Origin of the sequence: Butyricimonas sp. Marseille-P2440 (assembly GCF_900091675.1) — a bacterium.
Taxonomy (GTDB): Bacteria; Bacteroidota; Bacteroidia; order Bacteroidales; family Marinifilaceae; genus Butyricimonas; species Butyricimonas synergistica.
Genome location: NZ_LT594610.1, coordinates 1,459,194 through 1,475,005 on the forward strand (window position 1 = coordinate 1,459,194; position 15,812 = coordinate 1,475,005).

The window sequence follows — 15,812 nt, forward strand, 5'->3', positions numbered from 1 at the left end:
ACCGCCGGAAAGTTGAAAGTAAAAGCCCCCGGCGTGTAACCTGATGCCGCTGTAAATCGTAATTTTACTTGTAATTTGCAATTTACAATTAAAACCTGTAACCTGTAATCTGTTAATCTATAACTCTTTTTAAGATGCACAACACGAGAGATAGTTTCGGCTCCAAATTCGGGGCAATCGCCGCACTGGCTGGCTCTGCAGTCGGATTGGGTAATATTTGGAAATTTCCTTACGAGGCAGGAAACAACGGCGGCGGAGCCTTTTTGCTCGTGTATGTCTTTTTCACTATCGCAATCGGACTCCCGGTAATGCTCTCGGAGTTCGCCCTCGGCAGATATTCCGGTCGGAACGCTTTCGGGACATTCGACCGTTTGGAACCAAAAACACCCTGGCGCTATTTCGGGATTCTCGTGTTGCTGGCTGCCACGATGATTCTTTCCTTTTACGGCACGGTCGCCGGGTGGACGTTGGAATACGTGGTGAAATCACTTTCGTTCTCGTTTCATGCCGGTTCCGAGGTGAACTTAAACGACCTGTTTAATAATTTTATCTCCAACCCGTACAAGCCCGTGTTCTGGCAAATCATTTTTATGGTTCTCACTGGATTTATCGTGTTGGCAGGCGTAAAGAAAGGGATTGAAAGATACACGAAACTAATGATGCCGTTGTTATTCGTGTTAATCGTGATCCTAGGGATTCGGGCGTGCACGCTGGATGGAGCCATGGAAGGTATAAAATTCCTGTTCTTGCCCAAGTTCTCGGAGTTGACTTCCCAAGGCGTACTTTCCGCCCTCGGGCAAGCGTTTTTCTCTCTATCCATCGGTATGGGAGTTCTGTTAACTTACGCGTCATACATCAAGAAGAACGAAAATCTAACCTCCATATCATTACAAGTCATCTGTGCCGATACCTTGATTGCCTTGTTGGCGGGTATCGCTATATTTCCAGCCGTGTTCGCCTTTAATATCGCCCCGGACTCAGGTCCCGGACTGGTATTCCTCACGCTGCCCCAAGTGTTCCAAAGTATGGCATTCGGGCAATTATGGGCAATCCTGTTTTTCCTTTTACTAACCATGGCTGCTCTGACGTCGTCGATCTCGCTACTGGAAGTGATCGTTGCTTTCTTCGTGGAAGAGAAGCATATCAGCCGGCGCAAAGCAACCATTATTTCAACGGTTATCGTCACCCTGTTCGGCATCCTGTGCACTCTGTCATTCGGTCCCTTGAAGGATGTACATATAGGAAATCTTTCCATATTCGGAATTTTTGATTTTATCAGTTCCAATATCCTGCTTCCCGTTGGGGGAATCCTTATTTCCGTTTACGTGGGATGGCGATTCGATCGTCACTTATTGATCGCCGAGTTGACTAATGACGGTCAATTGAAATTATGGCTGTTAAAACCGCTTATATTCGTGTTGAAATACGTGGCACCCTTGTTTATACTGGTTATACTTTTGCATTCGTTAGGTGTGTTCTAGAACTACCCAAAACCCAATGAAAACCCAATGAGAATCCGAGGTAATAATCTCCCACCGCCGTTCTCCCTACAGTTCCCCTGTTAGGTTGCTATATTCTTTGATATAGCAACAATAGAGCAAGCCTGTAGCCAAAGTGGCAGTGAGAGATGTTTACCTCGGGTCTTCACCGAATTCTCATTGGGTCTTCATCGAATGTTTGGCTCGGGAATAAGCTGTATCAGTTCTCGAGCTGCTTTCTCCGGATCGTCAGACCCGATGATCGCAGAAATCACCGCCACACTATCCGCTCCCGCTTGAAAAATAGAGGCGATATTATCGGGATGAATTCCCCCGATAGCCACCAACGGATGGCGTGACACGGAACGAATCCATTGAACCCCTTCCAATCCCCACTCCACTATTGTGTTTGTTTTCGTCGTGGTAGAAAATACAGGACTGGCGGCAATATAAGTTACGTCGTACCCGTTAGCTTCAAGCACCTGTTCCCGGCTTTCTACCGACAAACCGATTATTTTTCCTTCCGGAAGCAATCGTTTTACCCGCGAATAGGGCATGTCACTCTGTCCAACGTGTACCCCATCCGCATCAGCAGCCAGTGCCACGTCTACCCGGTCGTTGATAATCAAGGGAACATGATAAGGGGCTAACAGTGCTTTCAAACGAATTGCCCGTTCTATAAATTCTCGTGTAGAAGATTCTTTTTCCCGCAATTGCACCATCTTTACCCCTCCTTTCACGGCTGCTTCCACCGTGCGATAAAGATCTTTACCGTGAAGCAAACCTTCATCGGTAACCAGATAAAGCCGAGCATCCATATCATTCAGAAATTCGCACGTATTGCATGAATTGCTCACGTGTCAGATTATACATCACGTCGTATAAATTCAATTGTAAAGTCCCCGGACCTTTTGACATTTCCGCAGCTATCTCCCCGCATATACCCATGAAAGCTGTAGCGCTCACGGCTGCCATAAACTCGTCTTCCACCACGGCGGCAAAAGCGCCTAAAATAGCCGTAGCCGTGCATCCCAACCCGGTAACTTTTTCCATCATCGGGGAACCGTTGTGCAGGTACACCACCCTATCCCCCAAAACCACTAAATCTGTTTCCCCGCTCACGCAAACGACACATCCCACCCGACGGCTCAATACCCGGGCTGCCTCTAGGCTATTTAACGAAGATTCGGTACTATCCACCCCTTTGGAGGTCGTGGATAAACCTGCCATAGTCATAATCTCGGAAGCATTTCCCCGGATATATCGCGGAGTTCCGGCAGACAGTATATCCTGAAGAACTTTATTCCGGAAACTCGTAGCTCCCGCCCCCACGGGGTCGAGTACCACGGGATGATGAATTTCATTAGCTCGCCGAATGGCCGCTTTCATGGATTCCACAGTGAAACGGTCTAACGTCCCGATATTTATCACGGTTGCCCTGCACAAGGCAACCATCTCGTTTATTTCTTCCAAAGCGTGCGCCATGATCGGGGAAGCACCTGCAGCCAGCAAAGCGTTTGCCGTGTTGTTCATGACGACGTCATTCGTGATATTGTGTACCAATGGAGCTTCGGCTCTCATTTGTTCGATGTTCTTCCAAATCTGTTCTTTCATAGCTTATAAAAAATGATGGCACGTGTGGCTGGAATTCAAAATCTTTAAATCTAAAATAAAAGTCCCCGATTGGGGACTTTTTTTAATCTTCTTCTTCCAAATATATCGTGTAACGATCCCAGAAATTCTTGTCTGTCGGCACTTCTTCATAATACACCCGTCCAGCAATAGGAGTTGTCTTGTTCACGCTTACCTTAGTCGTCTGGTATTGCATCTCTCCCTTTACTCGCTCGCCACCATCCAAGTAAGTATATACCACGCTCACCCCGCTCAAAAAGTAATAAGAACTTACTTTTTTGTAATTGGTTGTGATCGTAGCCATAACCTCGTTGCGGGGACTGTCGCCTGCCAATATCAGATTTCTTCCCAAAAGGTTAAACGCGGAAGACGTGATCCGCATCACGTTCTTGATGACAGCATAATTCTTTAGCTCCACGTATATCTCTCCGCTGTATTTCATCACGAAAGCCGTACCGGAATTCGACAGGGAAGGTTTCAAGCATTCGTAAGACACGATCTGCACGGAATCTCCCTCGTACATGAATTTACCTTTGCTTTTCAGTTTGAAGTCCCTGTAATTCTCCAAATCCAAAATATTACGGGTATTGCGCACTATATCCGCCGTGATGATATCATCAAAGAAAATCAACCCGTCAGTAGCGGAAGTCGATTCATCGCTCCGGCGCACTTGCGAGAAATTATAATTTAATGCCTTAAACGCCTGCTCCACGTTAGAACGTTTGTATCCTTCGCTATCATAAATCTCCACGATAGCCTCTTTCGATTTTTTCTCCCCATCATTCACCCGTACTCCATACTCGAAATATCCCTCGTAATTATAAGGGCGAGGAATGTAGTTTCTCCCGATATTGTCCACCACGTTCTGCAATAACCTCTTCAACACCAAGGATTCTGCTGTCACGTCTACCTCATTAATCCCGTAAGTCATCGGTTTCAAAAGTATCTGAACCTCTCCTTTATCCCTTGCCTCGTATAGTTTCATTTCAACGGCAGAGTACCCGACAGCCGAGACTTTCATCGTGTAAGTTGCCAATCTTTCGGAAACGATCAATTCAAACAGCCCGTCCATATCCGAAGCTGCCCCGGCAACCGTACCGAGAATCCCGATATTGGCAAATTCTATCGGCTTGCGTGTAACTTCATCCAACACGACGCCCTTCACCCGTATCTTTCCATCATTCTGAGCCTGAACGGCAAACAATACTCCAAAAAACAAAACGAGTAACGAGAGGATTTTCTTATTCATAGCAATTATATTATTCTGTAATCATTTTCTATCGCGAATATATAAATAAATATGTATTTGACACACGAATTTGACAACTGGTCACGAGTCATTAACAATAAATTAAGATTCTGCCACCTCCTATATTCTTTGTTATACACAAATAATTTACTACTTTTGCCACACAACAATAGAAAAAGTTCAATTTAAACATTTCAGTATGAGAAAAGGGTTATTTTATATATCAGGCATTTTGATCTTCACGTTACTTTTCTCCTCTTGCGTTTCAAAAAAGAAATACGAGGAGTTAGCACGAGCAAAGAGAAGCGTAGACAGAGAAGTGGCAACATTGGCAAATGATAAAAAGACTCTGGAATCCGAAATGCAGAAACTCAAGGCAGACTTCAACGCCGTTCGTTACCAGTTGACCGCAAATAATGCAGCTAAAGACAAGCAAATTGACGATCTTTACGTGCAATTGCGTACTCTGCAAAGCAAGGAATCCGCTTTAAAATCCGAATTGAAAGATGTTTCCGAACAGGTAAAATCAAAGGTAAAGGATAACGAGGGACAATTGAACGGTTTGCAACTTCAATTGAAAAGAACTACCGAAGAACGTGACCTGCTTCAGAAGCAATTGGCAGAATACAAGACCAATGCTGACTGGGATAACCGGAAATTAAAGAACGAGGTGGAAACCATCAAGGCAAATATCAAGTTCAAAGACAGCGAAATTGCCCGTTTGGAAAAAGAAATCGCCGGGGTGAAAAAACAATTGGCTGACGCCAAAAGTATGCTGAACAAGAAGACTCAAGAAGTCGAAAAGTTGACAAACCAGGTAAATCTATTGAAGAAAGAACTTTCCAAGTAATTGAAATGATTTACATTATCATCAGTATAATAGGGCTTCTAGCGATAGTTGCCCTTTTTACATTCCTCTCCAAATCGAAAAAAAAGACAGAAGAGACTCCTATCATAGCCCCTCCTGCCGATTGCTGTGGGGCTCACGCTATCTGTGAAAAAGGATTGAAAAAAGTAGACGAAAAAATAGAATACTTTGATGACGAGGAATTAGACTTGTACAGGGGTATTCCATCCGACCAGTTCAATGATGAACAAATCGACCAGTTTCGGGAAGTATTATATTCCATTCGCCCGGAAGAATTATCCGATTGGTTTATCAGCCTCGAGAAAAGAGGTCTGGAACTCCCCGACGTATTAAAACAAGAGATAAATTGATTCCGCTTTCCCTGATTACTACAGGTTTATTAATAAATAAATTCAACTTGTAACCTGCAAGCCTGTAACTTGCAACATATAGCAGCCTAGCTGTCATATTACATAAAATGCGTTAAATAACATTAGACAACTTGCTTCCATTCATTTTAAAACCTACATTTGCTAGAGAAAATTCTAAAGCAAATTCGTAATGTATAGAGCAGAAATCGAGACTGAAAAAGGTGTTATGAAAGTCCTTTTTTATGAAAAAGATGCACCCAACACGGTTGCTAATTTCGTGAAGTTAGCCAAAGAAGGTTTTTACGATGGTTTGACCTTTCATCGGGTAATCCCGGATTTCGTGATCCAAGGTGGTTGTCCGAAGGGAGATGGAACCGGAGGTCCGGGATACACGATCAAGTGCGAATTGACCGGAGAAAACCAATATCATGACCGTGGTGTTTTGTCTATGGCTCATGCCGGGCGGGATACCGGGGGCTCTCAATTCTTCATTTGCCACAACCGTAGAAATACGGCACACCTGGATAGAAGACATACTTGCTTCGGGCAAGTGTACGAGGGTTTGGAGGTTATTGACGCCATCCGCCAAGGAGATAAAATCATAAAAATTGTGATTACAGAAGAGTAGCCTGTGTTCTTAGTTGTTTTTAAATAATTCAAAGAAATAGCCGGAGTGTTAGTAATGACTTCTTCGGCTATTTTGTTTCTCTCTGCCCAACATATACCCATTTCACGGCATCTGCTACAATAGAATAACCAGGTTCCCCCTTATCACTTAATTTTACACAATAATGCCCGGGCGTGTAATCGTAAATTCCAAGAGAAACCCAACTATTTTCTTGCTTTGCCTGAACAACTACCTGAGCTTCTCCACGTGTGGAAGAAATAACATAATTGAATGGTAGGAATGTTACATCCGGATTTTGATTTTTAGTAAAAACACCAGAATAAATAAATTTAGGAAGATGCGCAAATACCTCGTATCGTCCCTCTCGTTTCAGATCAACATTCCACTCCACGTGAGTTCCTCCTTTACCAGCACGTCGAATAACTGCACTCCTCACAAATTTTCCGAAAGCATTATGGTCAATAAAAAATCGCCAATAGTCATCAGGAATTAAGCAACTTTTCATATTTTCGTATTTATTGACAACACCTTGTTCTTTTTTCGAGAAGAAACGGGAATAATTACCAGAGTTGACCACTAGAAAACCGGGATCTTCATTATCAACAATAATTTCGTTCGTATCTATCGGGGTATTCGCAACATCAAATTCTCGCACATATTGCAAGGTATCGCATTCCCCTGCTATATCCATCAATTCCGTTCCAATACAATTAGGCATATTGCCACAAGCATTTAAGTCTAAGGCATAATAGTGCGGGCTATCGGGTAAAAGGAGTGATACATCTTTTCCTGTTTTAGCCGGAATTTTAAAACAAATATCCACCGGTTTTGTCTCATAAGCGCTCATCCGAGTCGATCCAGAAACAAAAGGAATATTGGACGATTGAAGATTCACCATTCCGTCAACATCGCTATAATTAAATACCCTAAAACGCACATGTGCCAAAGGAGCTTGCCTTCTATCCTCTTCCTCGATCCTCCTGACGTTGAAATCTTCCACGGTATAAACCGGAAGTCCAACATTTCGATATCCATTGGATAAAATACACGAAAAATCTATTCCAAATTTCTCCTGAAAAGCTTGGCAAATATCTTCATATGTCAATCTACTGAAACGATGCTCCTCCATGAAGGAAAAAATAAATGTTTTCAATTGTTCCTTAGTCACCCCTTTATCAATAATGCTCCTCAACAACTCATCGATTTTCACCTCCAATACTTGTGTAAATAATTTAGTATCTATCGCTTTATCAACAAAAGCATCCTCCAGGCTATTCTTTTGCAAGTAATCTTGCACCTCTCTCCCAACTCCCGTATTCCCACGTACAACGATTTGTCTTTCTGGAATATAATTAAGATGTCTTATCAATTCAAAAAAAAGCATTTCCAATTCAGGGTAATCGCCGGAATGTATATCTGCAACTTGCCAATAAAACATGGGAAATATACCGTGATGATTAGGCTCTACATGAATATTCTTAAACATGAAAGCAAAAGCATTCATGCGATGGTCGAACAACCGTTTCCAGGTAAAAATATCCTCATTTTGCCCCTCACTAAATAAGCATGCTTCAAAACAACCGCGTAAAGCTTCAGGAAAATGAAATATTCTATCTCGTTCAAGAATACTTCTGCCACGTTCCTCAAAAAAAACAATTTCAGGCTGTACAAATTCAGATCCGTATTTGTGCATTCTGTAGTAAGAGGTGAATGTCACGGGAGATTCAACCATTCTAAAGTGACGATACGGGTACTTCCCTCCCACTCGTTCTTCTCCAATAGTCTTTACCTCGCTCAAAAACTCAGGCATCACCGTCCCGTATGGTTTCCGGATATCACTTGTTCGAGGAATAAATTTCCCGTTCAACAAATATAACTCGTAAAGAACGGAGTCAACCTGAACAGAACGTACGTCATAATCACCGATACAAATAGAAATGCCCGTTAATGGACAACTATTTCGGAAAAAAATATAACCGTCACCAAGAATACGTTCTCCTTGCGATATAACCACTTTATCCGATTCGCCCAAAACTTTCAACGAATAACGAGTAAAATTCTTGGAAATGCGAGTTTCCTTAACCGTATTCAAGGGAGGTACTGTCACCGGATACCATAAAACCTCCGGTAGCAACAAGGTATAATCATTTTCTAAAAAAGCATACCGTTTTCCCACGGGACAAGTAATATACTTTTCTACATCTTGTATGCGAGAATCTGGAATATCCAAATAGCAAACATTTTCATCAATCTTCCCCGAGTAATTTATATTTACACGAATGGTTTCATCCGGTCTCATTCTTTTTTTTATCTGTACAACTTGGCATTCTCTTTCATAACTTACTTTTTCTCCATTCCATATTATTGATTCGATCCCCAACGCCGGATTTAAATAAAAAATCACTTCACTCAGAGAAGCGTTATTCCTGTTTTGCAATGTGATTTCAGAGGTCGCTTTCATGAGGTCGCTTTCCCTTTGGAAAGTTATATCATGGGAAATTATTGTTACTTTGGGAAGAGCATCAAATTTAGCATATATTTCAGCATATACTTGCCTCTTGGTTTCCACGTCCTGATTCTTTTGATAAAAAAACACCCCTAAAAAGCATCCGCATCCCAAGAATAAACACGCTATAATACCTCGTCCCGCCTTCACGGGGTTATTCGGGATTCGCCCGAATAATAGAACGGCACTTTGCAATAAACCGATTCCCAATAACATCCAACACCCTCTCTGCAACAGATATAACTTCAAGTTTGAATGTCCCGTCGCTTGAGAAAACATATTGGGTAGTTCTATTCCTAAAATATCAAAAACACCCCACCGGCAATTTGCCATATATAAAATGCTCACGAAATAAAGGACCAACAAAAAGAAAACACAACTTCCCCGTTCTCGAGAAAGTAACGTGACACAAAACGAAATCCCCAACCAACACAACAAGGCAGGAATAAACAACGAGAAATAATAAAAAAGGTAATATCCAATCATAAACGGAGCCTGCCCCCATAATAAATGAATAAAACATCCCCCTAATAAACAAACCAATCCTATACCCCCAAAAACCAACAAGAAACCGAATGTTGTACCCCAAACGTATTCCATGTTACTTTCGGCACGAAAACCAATAACTTCCATCGTTCCTTTTTTTGCCCCTTTACACAAAAATGAAACCGAAAAGAATAGAAGTACCATGACCAACAATACCGAAAGCAAATAAACATTCATATATGGCATTAATTCCGGAAATGTATAATTTCTCAATACCTCGGTAAAATCAACAGAAAAAGGATCTGATGCAAAATCACTTTGAAAATATATTTGGAAAAAATTGACACAACAAAAAACAAGCAAAGCACATCCCCATAATGCTTTGCTTCTTAATAATATCTTACACGTAAAACGTATGAATAAGCCCCAATAATATAAATTCATACTTATTTATTTAAACTACTCTTATAAGAAATTTCGCATCTGCAACTTCATTATGATATCCATCTCGAACCTTCAAATGAAAAGTTCCTTGTGTCGTAGGATATGATCGTAAAATATCAACCTTTAAATAAAAGGTTACTTTATCCCCTATACTTGCAGGTAAATTGAATGCCGGTTGAGCTAGAAAAATAACTTTATCTTTTTCATAAGTCTATATTTTAATGATTATTTTAACAAAAATAGTATAATTCTATTTTCCAACAAAATATTTTGATAAAAGAAATGGGACTGTCCAACAAGGTTCAGATTAAAGGGAAACACCGGAGTCTGTATCGACTTCGGGTTGAAAGCGATTGCACATAATATCAAAAAACTTACAGTTAGAACGCAGGAACGACACTTTATGCGGAAAAATGCGCTAAAATCTGCTACTTATTATCAAATAAACACCAAATATTCGAAGAAAAGATTATTGATGGCAGCATAAGCAAGTTTTATCTTGAAAAAAAGAAAAGAATATGAAAAAAAGAGGCTGCAAACTTTTTATTGTTAGACAGCCCCTTTGTCGTGTATTGAGCATATTAAAGTTATTATTTTCAATGGGACATTCCCAAGACTATACCTAAAATATAAGGGATCAGCCAAAATGCCCAAACGAAAACACTGAACTTACTGAAATTTTGTTTAGCTTTCGGACTACCTTTCCAATAGGTTACAATAGCCCATATGGCATGAATAGCCATTAGAATCAAAGCCAACATACCCGTACTGCCATGCAATATATCCATTTTATTCCCGGCAATATCTGCCATCACGGCAGTCCCATACGAATCAGCAGACAATCCTAACAAAAAACACACGATATGCCAAGGTTTCAAAATACCTTGTACCCGTTCCGCCCAAGTCCCTAAAGAGTAGAAAGCGAGAGCTAACGTCATGCTTATAATCGCCACATTTAAAAAAGATGTCATTTCCATAACTATCAAAACTTATGATTTAACTAATCTTACCACGGATAATATCAATAATACGTTCATTGTTGATAATGATCATACCATGTTTATCACTCGTGATACCTTCTCGCAATTTGTAAGTATATGTCGGAACCTTACCTTCCATCACCGTGGGCAGGTAAGCGAAAGTGACATTGTCGCAATCTCTGCCTAAATCCTGCCCCACCTCTATGATATGCGTAGAAATCAAGAAAGAACAGGCTCTCCGTTTCGCCAATGCTTCCGTGACTGCCAGAGTTGCATCGTAAGCATCTTTCACGTTTGTTCCCTTGAACAATTCATCGAAGATCACGACCAAACGTTTAGATTTACTTACTTCTTCGGCAACCTTCTTCACTCGTAGGACTTCCGCGTAAAAGTGACTGTATCCCAAATTTATGTTATCCGGCACATTGATTGAAGTGTACATTCCATCCTGAACGGTAAATTCCATCTCTTTTGCAGCCACAGGGAAACCCATGTGAGCCATATAGACAGCTATGCCGAAAGACTTCATTAAAGTAGATTTACCAGCCATATTAGCTCCCGTCAGGAAAAATATATTTTTACTTTTAGTGATTTCCATGTCATTAGATATAGCGCCCATGATTGCAGGATGACGTACACCTACTAGCTTCATCGAAATTTCATTCTCCCGGCAAGCCACGGGAAAACAAAAATTCCGTTCACTTGCGATACGCCCGACAACTGTACATAGATCCAACTCGTGAAACAGATTCAACAGTTTCAATAATTCTTTGTTTAACTGGCAACGAAGCAATCGGTCAAACTGGAACATTTTATCCATACTCAATTTCCGATCCCCATGCTCCAAAAGATGATTCAATAATTTATTATCTAATAGCGAAATTCCCTCCTTTATCCTTTCTTCCAAAGGATTACCACTCATACCCTTCACGAGTTCCCGCAAATATTGTTTTGCTTTTTCTAAAAAGAGAATGGTTGCCCGCACTTGTTCCTGCCATAATTTATAACGAGGATCATGTCCTATTATTTCCATGAATTTCATCTGTCCCAATAACATGAGATTAAATATCCAGTGTTTTCCACTAGCTCCGCCGATATATTGTTCCACGATGTCATATTCCTCAGGAGTTCCCGGGAATTTCAGTTTACAATCTTTGAAATAACGAAATATAGACACCCGTCTATTAATAGCCTCTGCATCTTTCAGCGGGTGGGTAAACATATTCTCCAACATACGTTCTCCACCCCGGGTCACAATTCCCCCGAAAATACTGTAAACAGAATCGTTCTTGTATTTTCCCAAAATGTTCAAGTCATCCAAGGTTTGCTTGTCTGTTTCAAAACTCATCGCATACCTCCTTCCCCGTTAATAATTTCGATGATCTTCTCGTTATTAATAATAATCATACCGTGTCGGTCATTCGTGATACCTTCTTTCAATTTATACGTGTACACAGGCGTGCTTCCCTCCATGACCGTTGGCAAATAAACAAATTTAATATTCGAGCAACGTTCCTTCAGGACCTGCCCCACTTCGATAATATGAGTAGAAATCATAAAAGTACAATTTCGTATTTCCGAGAATGCTTCGGTAACAGCTAAAGTCGCATCATACGCATCCTTTACGTTCGTTCCCCGGAATAATTCATCAAAGATGATAATCAGGTTAGGTGTTTGCCGTACTTGTTGCGCAACTTTTTTTACACGCAACACTTCCGCGTAGAAGTGGCTATATCCCATACTCAAGTTATCGGGAAGATTAATTGTCGTGAACATCCCGTTACGAACAGAAAATTCCATAGCTTCTGCCGGAACGGGAAATCCCACGTGAGCCAGGAAGATCGAAATAGCAAAAGATTTCATGAAAGTAGATTTACCTGCCATGTTGGCTCCCGTCAAAAAAATCACGTTACTATTCTCGTTGACCTCAATGTCGTTCCCCACGGGTTTCTTCAAAAACGGATGAAAAGCTCCTTTAATTTCCAAAATATTCTTCTCCGCCGGATACGCCCGGGCATACGTGAAATGATTTGTTTTAGCAACTTGTGCCACAGTGATATACACATCTATTAAATAGATGTAATACAATATTTTGTAAATTTTATCCCGTTCCTCGAAACGAAATACCCGATCATAAGTCACCGCTTGCTCGTAATAGACTTTCTTTTTTCCTTTCTCGTTTACGTACCAAGCCCATTTCTCATTTTCCAGTAGTTGTTTTAAACTGGCGGAGGATTCCATAATTTCCTTGCTGTCCGTGTTTATTGATTTTTTCAAGAAATCATCCAATGTGTTTAGTAATTCCAGACATCCGACAATACCATTGTGTATCCAAGTATAATCGGTATCGGACCCGACCAAATTTTTCACCTTTCGTCCTAACGTGTTATCCTGAGCCATCAATTGACTACGCGTATCCGTGTTGCCTAAATAAAATTCAATGGCATCAAAAATCGCTCCCCGGAAAGGAAAAACCATATCACTATTCATATAATAGCAAATAGCTTCGCTACGACTCGTGATTGCTTCGACTTCCGAAAGCGGATACTGGAACATTTCCTCCAGTAAACGTCCCCCACCCCGGGTATGCGTCCGGTTGAATATCTCGTATACCGATTTACTCCTGCCCGAACTAAATACAGCCAAGTCGTTCAGCGTTTGTTTATCTATCTTAAAACTCATCTTTCACTTTATTTTAATGATAACAATTGATCTCAGGAAGAACAATTCGATGAATAAATCATTTCATTGCTCTTCCCAAAAACCTTTCTACAACCAGCTTTTAAGCCTAAACTTTTATTTTAACTTCGAACTTTCTTATCTATCCCCTTCTTCTTTTTAGCCATAAGAATAGACCGGTTCCGAAAAGAAATAGAGGCAATATAATCATAAATCCAGTATAAAGAATATTAAATCCGGTACGATTAATATGTACCAGTGTATCCGTTGACGGACTTCTTCGTACATCTACCGGCATCTCGTTGTAAGACAGATAATGGTAGGTTCCCAATATCATCACGAAGTTTGTTGCCGAACGAGATTGTTCCAGCTCTCCGTTTGAAATACAGTCTGCATCACCCGTGAGCACGATTCTCTGTTCTTTACCATTCACATCTCGTGTCAGCATCAGTGCCGGGTAGTATTCTTTAGCAACCTCTCCGGCAGCCGGATTATATGTTAACGGATCATCTTGGTAATCCAAAGATTCCATTTCGTTCCACACTGTATAAGGTCTTGGTTCTTTCTTTTCGAGCTCCTGCACCAGCGTGTCACTCTTCAACAAGGGCATGACTTTAAATCCACGGTCAGCCACTTTTTCCAAACCGGCAGTAGTCGGCATCATCACGTACCACGCCAACCCGTAATAAAAAGTTTCATTTTTAGCTTCCTCTGTTACCAAACTATATAACGCATCCGGTTGCAACCACTCCCAACGGTATTGTACCAAAGTTCCTTCCGAAAGCTCAACTCCAAATATTTTAGACAGGAACGGATTCATCGTTTCTCTCCTTCGCGGTTCCCCAAGTATATACACATTACCGCCTCGCTTCACGTAATTTTCCAAAGAACGCTCTTCTTCCGGATCGAGAGGTCTTCTCACGTCTGCTATTGTTAAAATATCAATGTCAGCCGGAACTTCCTGATGCAAATCAATTTCTGCTGCATCAAACCCTTGATTTAATAACGAGTGACGGAAATTCTTTTCTCCCGCAATCGTACTGTACCCGCGGGGTGTAAAATCTCGAATGGAACGCATTCCGTACCCCGTGACAAATCCTACCTTGGGCAATTTCATTGTTAGGCGCTTAAATGCCGCAGTCATTTCAGCCTCGCTCGGGAAAGGAGTCTGAGGATCCAGACCATATAATCTCAAAAAGGTACTTTCTCCGGATTCCCGCTCGATATGCCAAGCAAAACTCTTTTCTCCAGTCAAATCAATTATTTTTCGAATTTCATCCGGACTTTTCACCTTATTACTGTCGATATTCCATCCCTCACATTTCTCTTTCGCTAACTCCCAAAGAGTTTTACCCGGGCTTTTCTTCAAAATAGCCTGATATCCTTTGTATGCACTTTCTCCTTCAGCTGGAGTTATTGAATCGTAGTAATATACAATTTTCAATTTCATTTCCGGTTTAAAGCGTTCGTACATTTTAAACAATTCTCTATTGTATTGGATAAAGTTAGGATAAGCGAAATAACCGTACATGGGGCTCATAATATTGGCATAAGCGGTAACCGTTACCCCTCCATCCATTTTAGCTATTACATCTTGGCTGGATTGAGTCAGCGTGTTCCACTTCGTGGAAGTTGCATCATAATAAGCCATTAATTTCGGACGGGAAGATAAATAACCTAAAGTACAAGCCAATAGAATTACCCCCAAATTTCTGCCCAAAGTAACCGAGAATTTTACTTTCTGCCGGATTGCCACCAAACGAATAATGGTCAAAGCCAAGAACAAGGCTGTCACGATAGGGAAATAAAGCAAGTCTTCCGAACAGATCATTCCCATAACGAAAGTAGAGGCTCGTCCATTGATACTCAACCAGTAAGTCACGTCGCGAACAATATCATACTCTTGCCACCATCCACCTATCATACTCAAGAACATCAACACGAGAAAGGTACCAACAGCTGCCACAAACTGATACGAAGTTAAACTGGAAACAAAAATCCCGACAGCAGCATAAGTACAAGTTACTAGAAATATTCCTAACAAACCGGTCAATATCGCAGCCCATTCAAAATCTTGTACCGTGCTCCAGGCAACAATCACGTAAAATAATAAAATAGCACACATCATTGCTGCATAGATCACCATCGAAAAGAATTTTCCCAAGATGATTTGCGCATTTGTTAGCGGCGAAGAGTATAATAACTTAATTGAACCCGTACTTAACTCCCGGCTGACTAATCCCATCGTCAACAACGGAATATAATAATACAAATATCCCAACACGTACCCCCATAACCCACGGATGAATAAACTGGCAGAAGCCATGAATTGAAATCCGTCTCCATATTCATTATTTTTCAGAAAATACTCGTATTTTCCAGTAAACAACATTGCTGCCTGCAAGGCAAAAACGACCAACAAGAACCAGGCTACTGGCGAATAGAACAGCAATTGCAATTCTTTTTTCGCTATTTTTAATATCATTTTCATTGTTTCCTCTTTTTAGTGATT

At 41.0% G+C, this 15,812-nt stretch carries 12 protein-coding genes; 4 read left to right on the forward strand and 8 right to left on the reverse strand.

Annotation, left to right across the window (positions count from 1 at the left end; all coding sequences use genetic code 11):
* Window positions 1-134: 134 nt before the first annotated feature.
* Window positions 135-1,481: a sodium-dependent transporter gene (locus BN8899_RS17175; RefSeq protein WP_065220304.1), complete on the forward strand. Its 1,347-nt coding sequence runs from the start codon at window positions 135-137 to the stop codon at window positions 1,479-1,481.
* Window positions 1,482-1,666: 185 nt separating this feature from the next.
* Here BN8899_RS17175 and thiE read toward each other — a convergent pair whose 3' ends face one another.
* From thiE to BN8899_RS17190, 3 genes are all read right to left on the reverse strand, one after another.
* A complete protein-coding gene (gene thiE, locus BN8899_RS17180) occupies window positions 1,667-2,296 on the reverse strand; it encodes a thiamine phosphate synthase (protein ID WP_018336306.1) in 630 nt (209 codons plus the stop codon).
* A gap of 1 nt (window position 2,297) precedes the next feature.
* Entirely contained in the window at window positions 2,298-3,092 is a 795-nt protein-coding gene (gene thiM / locus BN8899_RS17185; RefSeq protein ID WP_018336305.1) for a hydroxyethylthiazole kinase, read from the reverse strand.
* Window positions 3,093-3,174: 82 nt separating this feature from the next.
* Window positions 3,175-4,359 carry a carboxypeptidase-like regulatory domain-containing protein gene (locus BN8899_RS17190; RefSeq protein ID WP_065220305.1) on the reverse strand — a complete coding sequence of 395 codons (1,185 nt, stop codon included), beginning with the start codon at window positions 4,357-4,359 and terminating at the stop codon, window positions 3,175-3,177.
* 199 nt (window positions 4,360-4,558) lie between these two features.
* Here BN8899_RS17190 and BN8899_RS17195 point away from each other — a divergent pair, with 199 nt between their 5' ends.
* From BN8899_RS17195 to BN8899_RS17205, 3 genes are all read left to right on the forward strand, one after another.
* Window positions 4,559-5,209, forward strand: coding sequence for a hypothetical protein (locus BN8899_RS17195; RefSeq protein WP_018336303.1), 651 nt, complete (start codon window positions 4,559-4,561; stop codon window positions 5,207-5,209).
* A gap of 5 nt (window positions 5,210-5,214) precedes the next feature.
* Window positions 5,215-5,577 (forward strand): hypothetical protein, encoded by a 363-nt coding sequence (locus tag BN8899_RS17200; protein WP_018336302.1) that lies wholly within the window; start codon window positions 5,215-5,217, stop codon window positions 5,575-5,577.
* Between the two features lie 190 nt (window positions 5,578-5,767).
* The gene (locus BN8899_RS17205; protein ID WP_018336301.1) at window positions 5,768-6,205 is read left to right on the forward strand and encodes a peptidylprolyl isomerase; all 438 of its coding nucleotides are present in this window, start codon (window positions 5,768-5,770) and stop codon (window positions 6,203-6,205) included.
* A gap of 67 nt (window positions 6,206-6,272) precedes the next feature.
* Here BN8899_RS17205 and BN8899_RS17210 read toward each other — a convergent pair whose 3' ends face one another.
* The 5 genes from BN8899_RS17210 to BN8899_RS17230 all read right to left on the reverse strand — a co-directional run bounded on the left by BN8899_RS17210 (window position 6,273) and on the right by BN8899_RS17230 (window position 15,791).
* Window positions 6,273-9,344 carry a golvesin C-terminal-like domain-containing protein gene (locus BN8899_RS17210; RefSeq protein WP_148375509.1) on the reverse strand — a complete coding sequence of 1,024 codons (3,072 nt, stop codon included), beginning with the start codon at window positions 9,342-9,344 and terminating at the stop codon, window positions 6,273-6,275.
* 893 nt (window positions 9,345-10,237) lie between these two features.
* Window positions 10,238-10,618, reverse strand: a complete 381-nt coding sequence (locus tag BN8899_RS17215; RefSeq protein WP_026207219.1) for an HsmA family protein — start codon at window positions 10,616-10,618, stop codon at window positions 10,238-10,240.
* 19 nt (window positions 10,619-10,637) lie between these two features.
* Complete coding sequence (locus BN8899_RS17220) at window positions 10,638-11,969, reverse strand: MutS-related protein (protein ID WP_018336298.1); 1,332 nt, start codon at window positions 11,967-11,969, stop codon at window positions 10,638-10,640.
* Complete coding sequence (locus BN8899_RS17225) at window positions 11,966-13,303, reverse strand: MutS-related protein (RefSeq protein ID WP_018336297.1); 1,338 nt, start codon at window positions 13,301-13,303, stop codon at window positions 11,966-11,968. Before BN8899_RS17225 ends, BN8899_RS17220 begins: the two co-directional genes overlap by 4 nt.
* Window positions 13,304-13,442: 139 nt before the next feature.
* A complete protein-coding gene (locus tag BN8899_RS17230) occupies window positions 13,443-15,791 on the reverse strand; it encodes an ABC transporter permease subunit (RefSeq protein WP_065220307.1) in 2,349 nt (782 codons plus the stop codon).
* Window positions 15,792-15,812: the final 21 nt, after the last annotated feature.

Bases quoted from the DNA above. Each gene is read 5' to 3' on its own strand.
- BN8899_RS17210 (WP_148375509.1), bottom strand. From the start codon at position 9,344: ATGGAAGTTATTGGTTTTCGTGCCGAAAGTAACATGGAATACGTTTGG.
- BN8899_RS17200 (WP_018336302.1), top strand. From the start codon at position 5,215: ATGATTTACATTATCATCAGTATAATAGGGCTTCTAGCGATAGTTGCC.
- BN8899_RS17220 (WP_018336298.1), bottom strand. From the start codon at position 11,969: ATGAGTTTTGAAACAGACAAGCAAACCTTGGATGACTTGAACATTTTG.
- thiM (WP_018336305.1), bottom strand. From the start codon at position 3,092: ATGAAAGAACAGATTTGGAAGAACATCGAACAAATGAGAGCCGAAGCT.
- BN8899_RS17230 (WP_065220307.1), bottom strand. From the start codon at position 15,791: ATGAAAATGATATTAAAAATAGCGAAAAAAGAATTGCAATTGCTGTTC.
- thiE (WP_018336306.1), bottom strand. From the start codon at position 2,296: ATGGATGCTCGGCTTTATCTGGTTACCGATGAAGGTTTGCTTCACGGT.
- BN8899_RS17175 (WP_065220304.1), top strand. From the start codon at position 135: ATGCACAACACGAGAGATAGTTTCGGCTCCAAATTCGGGGCAATCGCC.
- BN8899_RS17190 (WP_065220305.1), bottom strand. From the start codon at position 4,359: ATGAATAAGAAAATCCTCTCGTTACTCGTTTTGTTTTTTGGAGTATTG.
- BN8899_RS17215 (WP_026207219.1), bottom strand. From the start codon at position 10,618: ATGGAAATGACATCTTTTTTAAATGTGGCGATTATAAGCATGACGTTA.
- BN8899_RS17225 (WP_018336297.1), bottom strand. From the start codon at position 13,303: ATGAGTTTTAAGATAGATAAACAAACGCTGAACGACTTGGCTGTATTT.
- BN8899_RS17195 (WP_018336303.1), top strand. From the start codon at position 4,559: ATGAGAAAAGGGTTATTTTATATATCAGGCATTTTGATCTTCACGTTA.
- BN8899_RS17205 (WP_018336301.1), top strand. From the start codon at position 5,768: ATGTATAGAGCAGAAATCGAGACTGAAAAAGGTGTTATGAAAGTCCTT.